Below are 8,149 nucleotides of genomic sequence, written 5' to 3'. Positions count from 1 at the left end.
GCATTAAAGTATTATCATTTGGATTAGGAGCAGTTTGTTTGTTTTTAGCATACTTAAATCTAAAAACTATAAACGAACTTAAAAGATACGAGTCTAAAGAAACTCTAAAGCCTTATAAAAACAGAGAATTTATTCTTATAGTTGTTGCACTATTATTTTTTATTTTCCCTCAACAAATACAAGGATTCTTTTCATCTATACTTGGTGCATATCTTTTAGTAACACAAATTATTGCTTTTTTTAATAGCAGAAAAAATCCTTATGTAAAGTTTAATGGTTTTAATGGTTTTTTATTAATATGTGGATTAATACTAATACTTTCACCTTTATTCTTATCAGGATTTATAGCTACATTTTTATCTTTAATTTTCGTTTTAATCGGGTTCCAACTTTTATCAACTGGAAATAAGTTAAAAAAACTATAAAAATATAAAAAATAGTACCTTAAATTAAGGTACTATTTTTTATATTTAAATTAATCATTGATTTGTATAAGATTGTTTTTTATGTTAATATTGTATAAGTAAATTTAATACAAACAAAGAAAAGGTGATTAATTTGACAAATTTTAAATATGCCTTTGATAATAAAAGGTATCATACATGGAATTATTACCTTAGAAGCAATTTTGGAGAAAAAGTTTTTAAGGTATCTATAAATGCAGGTTTTTCTTGCCCTAATATAGATGGAACTGTTGCTTATGGTGGATGTACTTACTGTAGTAAACAAGGTTCTGGAGATTTTGCAGGAAATCCTAACGATAATTTAATAAAGCAGTTTGAAGATATAAAAGAAATGATGCATAAAAAATGGCATAACGCAAAGTACATTGGATATTTCCAAGCTTTTACTAACACTCATGCTCCAGTAAGTGTATTAAAAGAAAAATATGAAACTATATTAAATTTAGATGATGTAATAGGACTTTCAATTTCTACTAGACCCGATTGTTTACCAGACGATGTTTTAGAATATTTATCTGAACTTAATAAAAAAACAAACTTATGGGTTGAACTAGGACTTCAAACAATTCATGATGAGACATCTAAAATTATAAATAGAGGTCATGATTATAATACGTTTTTAGAAGGTGTTGAAAAGTTAAAAAAGCATAATATAAAAACAGTTGTTCATATAATAAATGGATTACCTGGAGAAGACTATAATATGATGATGGAAACAGCTAAAGCAGTTGCTAATCTTGGTGTTCATGGAATAAAAATACACCTACTTCATGTCTTAAAAGAAACACCTATGGAAAACATGCTAAAAAAAGGTATGTTTAACTTAATGGAGAAAGATGATTATATAAACTTAGTGTGTGATCAGTTAGAAATTATTCCTCCTGAAATGGTGGTTCATAGACTTACTGGAGACGGTAAAAGAGATGAAATAGTAGGTCCTATGTGGAGTCTTAAAAAGTGGGAAGTTCTAAATGCTATAGATGATACTATGAGGGAAAGAGATTCGTATCAAGGAATTAAATACTGTAATAAAAAATAAGCTATCTAATTAGATAGCTTATTTTTTATTACAGTTAATTTGCTGTATGAAGTTTTATTTTATTTCCTGAGCTAATATTATCATTATCTTCTTCAAATTTATTGTTAGGTTTTTTGATTGATATAATCGCAGAAACTACCATAAATAAAACCCCTATAGCTTTCACTATAGAAAAGTTTTCTCCAAGCAATGTCCAACCTATTATTACAGATACTATAAGTTCTGCAGATGCTAATATTCCAGCTATTGATAAATCAATACCTGTTGAAATTCCATTCAAATAAAATATATAGGCTCCAGCTGCAGGTATTATCCCTAATCCTAATATAGTAAACACAGTACCTATATTATTTGCATATGAAATAATTTGTATAGGATTTGCTAAAGGTATCATTAATATAGACCCGATTAGAAATCCATATATCAACAAAGTTATCCCTTCACATTCTTTTAATGCACCTTTACTTATTATGGACATACATGCATATGTTATAGCTGACATTATACCTAACATAATACCTTGTGTACTAAGTTGACCTAAATCTAAACTTCCTCCTGTTACTGCTAATATAGATCCACAAAAACAAATACATAGTGACATAACTTTAGACTTATTAAGTCTTTCTTTAAAAATTGCCATTGATAGCATTGCTAAAAATAATGGAGATGTGTATAAAAGTACTGCAGATGCTGAAACTCCAATAGAATCTATAGCATTAAAATAGCATATATTAAACCCAGCCTGGCTTATTATACCTACAAGAATACAATACATTAATCCTTTTCTGTTTATCTTAAGTGCATTTGGCATTTTTACACAACTATAAATAAATAATATCAAAAACCCTAAAAATAATCTTAAAAATGCAACTTGTTCTGGAGTTAGCCCTAAGTTTAATAATGAATTTGCAAATAATCCAATAGTAGCCCATAAAACTCCTGCTGTTACAACAAATATATACCCTTTACTTCTTTGTTCCATAAAAAAATCCTCCTATCTATACTACTATTACGATTATTTACTTTAGCAATTTCTATGCCAAATCATTCCAAGCTTTTTCTAATTGAAATCACTTGCTTTGGAAACATTTTCTTATCATATATAAGTCAAATCAAACTCATTTTTACTTTTTATATAAGTCAAAATCAACTTGCGATATTAAAATCCATTAAGTATTCATTTATAATAAGTTGATTTTGACTTATATATATACTATAATTAAGGAGTTTTAAATACATAGTTTATAATTTATTTTTTGGGGGATATATTAATGCAATACACTAAAGATTTTTTCGAAAGAATAGTAGAATCTTCTCATGATGAAATTTTTGTATGTGATAAAGATGGGTATATGATTTATTGTAATAAAGCATTTGAATCTAACTACGGTATAGATAGAGAGGATATGATAGGAAAAACAGCAATGTTCTTAAATGAGGCTGGGTACTCTAATCAAACACCTATTCCTTCCGTTGTTAAACATAAGAAAAAAGTTTCTATGGAACAAAAAACTATAACTGGAAAAACACTTATAATAACCGCAACTCCTGTTTTTGATGAAAATGGTGATATAGAATTTATAGTAGAAAATTCTAGGGATATAAGCGAATTAAATAGTATAAAAGAAAAAATAAAATTATATGAAAATACAATAAGTTCATTTAATAAATCTCAGTCGTTAATTTATAATGATACTACTATAAAAGGATCAAGCATGAAATCGATTTTAGAAATAGCAAAAAATGTTGCTAAAACAAATGTAAATGTTTTATTACTTGGTGAATCTGGATGTGGTAAAACTACACTTGCTAAGCACATACATTTAAATAGTAAGAGAGCTGGAAAACCATTTATAACGATAAATTGTTCAACCATTTCTCCAAATCTTCTTGAATCTGAATTATTTGGTTATGAAGGTGGTGCATTCACTGGGGCTAATTCAAAGGGTAAAATAGGACTAGTTGAGTTAGCAAATGAAGGAACTTTATTTCTTGATGAAATTGGCGATATCCCCAAAGAACTTCAATCTAAGTTTTTACAACTTATTCAAGACAAAACATTTACTTCAGTTGGAGGAGTAAAAACTAAAAAAGTTGATATAAGATTTATTTCTGCAACTAATGTTGATTTAATAAATTCTATAAATCAAAAAAAATTTAGAGAGGATTTATATTATAGAATAAACGTTGTAGAACTAAAAATCCCACCTCTTCGAGATCGTAAAGAAGATTTATTAGAACTTATTTTTCACTTTTTCAAAAAATACTCAAATATTTTCAATCTAGATAAAAGTATGTCTACAGAAGTTATAAACGTACTTTTGAACTACAATTACCCTGGAAATATGAGAGAACTTGAAAATATAATTCAAAATATTTTAGTTACTTCAAGCTCAGACTACATTGAATTACACCATTTACCAAAATCAGTCCTTCACCAAGTAGATTTTGTAAAAGATGAAGAAAATAATTCATTAGATAATTTAATGGAAAATTATGAGAAGCTTTTAATTTGTAAATACTATAAAAACAATCCAAGTTCATATAAGTTAGCTAAAGCATTAAACATATCTCAATCTAAAGCAAGTAGACTTATACGAAAATATTTATAAATATGAAAAAATGATAAATATATAAGCTGAGCTTATATATTTATCATTTAATGCTTTTTAATTAATAATTTTTATTTGAATTCGTTATAAAAGTTTACTAACATACCTTCTTTTATTTCTTCATATTCTTTTTTATATCCAAGCTTCTTCAGTATTCCTAATGAAAATTCTATAGCTGTTGCTGGTCCTCTACTAGTTATTATATTTCCATCTTCTACAACTATTTGATTTTCTATATATTTTAGATTACTATTATCTTTTATAAATCCTGGATATGATGTGCATTTTTTCCCGTTTAATATATTAAAACTTTCTAGTGCTTCTGGAGCTGCACATATAGCAGCTATAATTTTCCCATCATTATTAAACTTTTGTACTATTTCTCTAACCTGTTCACTATCTCTTAGATTATATGCTCCTGGAAGTCCTCCTGGTAATACAACTCCATCATACTCATTTATGTTTATATCGTTTATATTTACATCTGATTTAACTTCTATATTATGAGTACCTTTTACATATTCACTACCAAGACTTCCCATATGACAAATCACTTGAGCTCTTCTTAATACATTAACTACACTTAAGGCCTCTATTTCTTCAAATCCATTTGCTAATAAAACTAATACTTTCTTCATAACTTCCTCCTATGAATTTAAATCTTCATTAATTTCTTTTATTTTTCTAATTGCATCTTCTACAGAACTAGCAGTATAATTTGCACTTTCTTTAACTTCTTTTCTTGAATTTTTCATTGCAAAACTATATTTAGTAGTTTTAAGCATACTTATATCATTTGGAGAATCTCCTATAGTTGCTACTTCATCTAAACTAACTCCTAAAACTTTGCATACATTTTTTATAGCTGCATGTTTTGAAACACCTTTAGGAACTAAATTTAAAGTATATTCAGATGAAAAATATATGTCTAAAACATCATTGAATTCTTCAATTAAAAAAGATTCTAATCTATATAGTTCATCTACATCTTTAGATACTATACCTATATTACCTACAAGGTCATTGTATGTATTTTTATTTGCAAATTCTTTATCTACTAAATATTCATCTGAATAAATCTTGAAACACTCATTTTCTTCTAGTAGTACTACTTTTCCATTGTACTTAAAGTATAAGGTTGCGTTATCTGATTCATATAAAGCAATCACTTTTTTTACTATATTATCATCTATTGTTCCTTTAAAAACTAAATTTTTATTGCAATCATATATATATGATCCATTTTCACATATATAGTATCCATTCATATCAATATCATCTTGAGTCATCTTTACAGCTTGAGAAAAAATTCTTCCAGTAGCTATATTAAATGTAACTCCTTGTTTTTCTATATTGTTTATAGCATTTGCATCTTCTTTAGATATTCCATTGTGATATAATGTTCCATCTAAATCACAAAATATATATTTTATCATTAGCTTACTCCTTTTACTTTATAAGTTCTGTTCTAACTAAGTTTAGTGCTTCGCTTGTCGCTCTAGATCTTATTTTTTCTCTACTTCCAGCTAGATTACATTTTTTAACTTTAATTTCTCCATTTATATAAAGGCCTATGTAAACTAACCCAACCGGTTTTTCATCAGTTCCGCCTCCAGGACCTGCTATTCCAGTTGTAGATACCCCAATATTAGCACCTAAAGACTTAGCAACTCCCATAGCCATCTCAATAGCTGTTTCTTCACTTACTGCTCCAAATTTATCTAAAGTATCTTTTTTAACCCCTAGCCTTTTCATTTTAGCTTCATTGGAATAAGTAACACATCCTTCTAAGAAACTTTGAGAAATTCCAGGATAGTTTATTAGTTTTGATGAAATCATTCCTCCTGTACATGATTCACTTACAGCTATAGTCATATTCTTTTCAACCAATAATTTTGCTACTTCTTCCTCTAAAGTAGTATCATCATAACCATATATGTAATTTCCTACCCTATTATTGATTTCATCTTCTACATTTTTTATTAGTTTATTTGCTTTTTCAGTATTTTCAGCTTTTGCAGTTATTCTAATAGTTACTTCACCCTCTTTAGCATAAGGTGCAATAGTAGGATTTTTTTGATTATTTATCATATCTATTAACTTGTCTTCTAATGAAGATTCACCTATTCCAAAGAATCTTAATGTTTTTGATACAAGTTTATAATCAGTTAAACATAATAAGTGTTTCTTTAACTCATTATTGAACATAGGTATCATTTCTTTTGGGGGTCCTGGTAATAGTATTATCATTTTATTATCTTTTTTTAATATTGCTCCTGGAGCCGTTCCATTAGGATTATTTAATATAGTGCAGTCTTTTGGAAAATATGCTTGCTTTTTATTATTCTCAGTTAAATCTAACCCTAACTTGTTAAAATAAGATTTAATATCTTTCCAAATATCCATATATAAAACCAATTCTTGACCAAAACACTTAGATGCTACTTCTTTAGTCATATCATCTTTCGTTGGGCCCAGACCTCCAGTGGTAATTATTATGTCACTTCTTTTTAAACCTTCATTTAAAGACTCCATAAGTCTTGTTTCATTATCTCCAACTGTACCTTGATGATATACATCTATCCCAATATTTGCTAATTCCTTTGCTAAAAACTGAGAATTTGTATTTACGATATCACCTAATAAAATTTCTGTTCCTACAGTTATAATTTCAGCTCTCATTTCATCACCTTTTTCCTTAATATATTTATACCCTAATATTACCATATTTAAATTAGTATTGCTTTCTACTTTTTTAGCTTATTCACATTCATATCTAATTTAGATATACAAAATATTTTAATCCTATAATTATAGTATTTAGTATTTAACATTCATATAATATATATTATATCCTATAATTGGAGGTTGTTATGTTTGATAAAATCACATCTCCTAAGTTTAAATTTTTTGGAGAAGTAATAAATACTTATAATGAAATTGATAACTCTTATCTTCATAATTTTACAAATAAGAGTATTAGTGATTTAAAAGTTTTAACAAACGATGAGGTTTTTATAAAAGTTTTATCTGGCGTTGTTATGATTTTAGTGTCATTTGATTCTTCTAGCTTAAACTCGTTTATAGTTAATAGACCTATAATGTTAAAAAAAGGACTTCATTTCAACTTTATATCGATATCAGATAAGTCTTCAATATATATATCAAAACCTTCATATAAATTTAATTCAATACCTTTAACACACGATTACGTATACTCTTCTATATCTCCTTCATTACATATAAAAGAAATTTATACCAAATTTTATCAAGAAAAAGGTTGTAGTTATATCTTCAAAGGAGAATCACATCCTTATTGGGAACTTACTTATGTAGATAAGGGAGTATTAAATACAGATATAGATAAAAACTCTTATACTCTAAAGCAAGGTGATTTGATATTTTATGCACCTCTTCAATTTCATAACCAGTATACAATAGAAGAAAATACGTGTTCGTATCTAACCATAAATTTTAATATGGATTTTAATGATTATGAGTTTCTATGCAATAAAGTATTTACATTAAACCGCGATTCACATCATATTATTCAAAACCTTATTAATGAGTTATCAAATCAAGATATATATTCTGATGACCTATCACTTTGTTACTTAAAGCAACTTATTATAAATACTTTAAGATTTAAAAACTTACAAGGCCAGCACAAACCAACTACACATATGCAACAATCTTATGAAGACGATCAGTTAAATAATATTTTAAAATATATTGATAAAAACATTAATAAAAAAATAAACATAAGTACATTATGTAATGAATTTTGTATAAGTAGTACAACCTTACATTCTCTATTTAAAAAAAATACAAATAGAACAGTTAACAATTATATAAACGATATAAAACTAAAGAAAAGTAAAGAACTTATAAAAAGTTCAAGTTATACATTTAGTCAAATTTCTGAGTTATTAGGTTTTTCTTCCATTCATTATTTTTCCCGTAAATTTAAATCTCATTTTGGAATATCCCCCACTGAATATTCCAAATCTATATATAAGTAAAGGAAGGTAAAA

The 8,149-nt window shown here is 26.8% G+C and carries 8 protein-coding genes; 4 read left to right on the top strand and 4 right to left on the bottom strand.

Going from position 1 to position 8,149, the window contains the following annotated elements:
• Together RWY47_RS06920 and RWY47_RS06915 are read left to right on the top strand one after the other, a co-directional pair.
• Positions 1-425 (top strand): hypothetical protein (locus RWY47_RS06920; RefSeq protein ID WP_316030279.1); only part of this gene is annotated, 425 nt, incomplete at its 5' end.
• 133 nt (positions 426-558) lie between these two features.
• Entirely contained in the window at positions 559-1,503 is a 945-nt protein-coding gene (locus RWY47_RS06915; RefSeq protein WP_150885964.1) for a TIGR01212 family radical SAM protein, read from the top strand.
• Between the two features lie 34 nt (positions 1,504-1,537).
• Here the strand turns inward: RWY47_RS06915 and RWY47_RS06910 are convergent, their stop codons facing one another.
• Positions 1,538-2,485, bottom strand: coding sequence for a DMT family transporter (locus RWY47_RS06910; protein ID WP_150842567.1), 948 nt, complete (start codon positions 2,483-2,485; stop codon positions 1,538-1,540).
• A gap of 289 nt (positions 2,486-2,774) precedes the next feature.
• Between RWY47_RS06910 and RWY47_RS06905 the strand changes: the two genes are divergently transcribed.
• Positions 2,775-4,115 carry a sigma-54 interaction domain-containing protein gene (locus tag RWY47_RS06905; protein ID WP_142730213.1) on the top strand — a complete coding sequence of 447 codons (1,341 nt, stop codon included), beginning with the start codon at positions 2,775-2,777 and terminating at the stop codon, positions 4,113-4,115.
• 71 nt (positions 4,116-4,186) lie between these two features.
• Here the strand turns inward: RWY47_RS06905 and RWY47_RS06900 are convergent, their stop codons facing one another.
• Genes RWY47_RS06900 through RWY47_RS06890 form a run of 3 tightly spaced genes read right to left on the bottom strand, consistent with a single transcriptional unit; the run spans position 4,187 to position 6,797 of the window.
• Positions 4,187-4,753 carry a DJ-1 family glyoxalase III gene (locus RWY47_RS06900; protein WP_224170722.1) on the bottom strand — a complete coding sequence of 189 codons (567 nt, stop codon included), beginning with the start codon at positions 4,751-4,753 and terminating at the stop codon, positions 4,187-4,189.
• 9 nt (positions 4,754-4,762) lie between these two features.
• A complete protein-coding gene (locus RWY47_RS06895; RefSeq protein WP_150842566.1) occupies positions 4,763-5,551 on the bottom strand; it encodes an HAD family hydrolase in 789 nt (262 codons plus the stop codon).
• 13 nt (positions 5,552-5,564) lie between these two features.
• Positions 5,565-6,797: a competence/damage-inducible protein A gene (locus tag RWY47_RS06890; RefSeq protein ID WP_150842565.1), complete on the bottom strand. Its 1,233-nt coding sequence runs from the start codon at positions 6,795-6,797 to the stop codon at positions 5,565-5,567.
• Positions 6,798-6,988: 191 nt separating this feature from the next.
• Between RWY47_RS06890 and RWY47_RS06885 the strand changes: the two genes are divergently transcribed.
• A complete protein-coding gene (locus RWY47_RS06885; protein ID WP_224170721.1) occupies positions 6,989-8,137 on the top strand; it encodes an AraC family transcriptional regulator in 1,149 nt (382 codons plus the stop codon).
• The last annotated feature ends 12 nt before the right edge of the window (positions 8,138-8,149 follow it).

It is taken from the genome of Paraclostridium sp. MRS3W1, from assembly GCF_032465715.1.
In the GTDB taxonomy this organism is placed as follows: Bacteria; Bacillota; Clostridia; order Peptostreptococcales; family Peptostreptococcaceae; genus Paraclostridium; species Paraclostridium dentum.
Note: the sequence above shows the minus strand (reverse complement) of the source record. Positions and strands in the feature narration are given on the sequence as shown.